The sequence below is a fragment of the Gemmiger formicilis genome (assembly GCF_024462815.1).
Lineage (GTDB): Bacteria > Bacillota > Clostridia > Oscillospirales > Ruminococcaceae > Gemmiger.
In genome coordinates this window covers 1-546 of sequence record NZ_JANGCG010000053.1, presented here as the reverse complement: position 1 = coordinate 546, position 546 = coordinate 1, and the positions used below count along the sequence as shown (strand labels likewise).

Below are 546 nucleotides of genomic sequence, written 5' to 3'. Positions count from 1 at the left end.
GGAGGCGTAGCGAGAGCGAGTCTGAACAGGGCGTTCAGTAACGTGCAATGGGCCCGAAACCGGGTGACCTACCCATGATCAGGCTGAAGTGAAAGTAAAATTTCATGGAGGGCCGAACCGACCTCCGTTGAAAAGGCGGCGGATGAATTGTGGGTAGCGGAGAAATTCCAATCGAACTCGGAGATAGCTGGTTCTCCCCGAAATAGCTTTAGGGCTAGCCTCATATTAGATACCCGGAGGTAAAGCACTGAATGGCCTAGCGCCCGAGAGGGTAGCGAAGCCTATCAAACTAAGAATGCCGGAGTATTGATGTATGGGAGTCAGACAGTGTGAGATAAATCTCATTGTCAAAAGGGAAACAGCCCAGATCTACAGCTAAGGTCCCAAATTGTATCTAAGTGGAAAACGATGTGGAAATACGCAGACAACCAGGATGTTGGCTCAGAAGCAGCCACTCATTTAAAGAGTGCGTAATAGCTCACTGGTCGAGCGTCTCTGCGCGGAAAATTTAACGGGGCTAAGATACAAACCGAAGCTTAGGCTGCA

Annotated in this window: 1 rRNA gene; it reads left to right on the top strand. The window is 49.6% G+C overall.

The features are described 5' to 3' along the window. Positions 1 to 546, top strand: a 23S ribosomal RNA gene (locus NE623_RS14460); the annotation flags it as partial.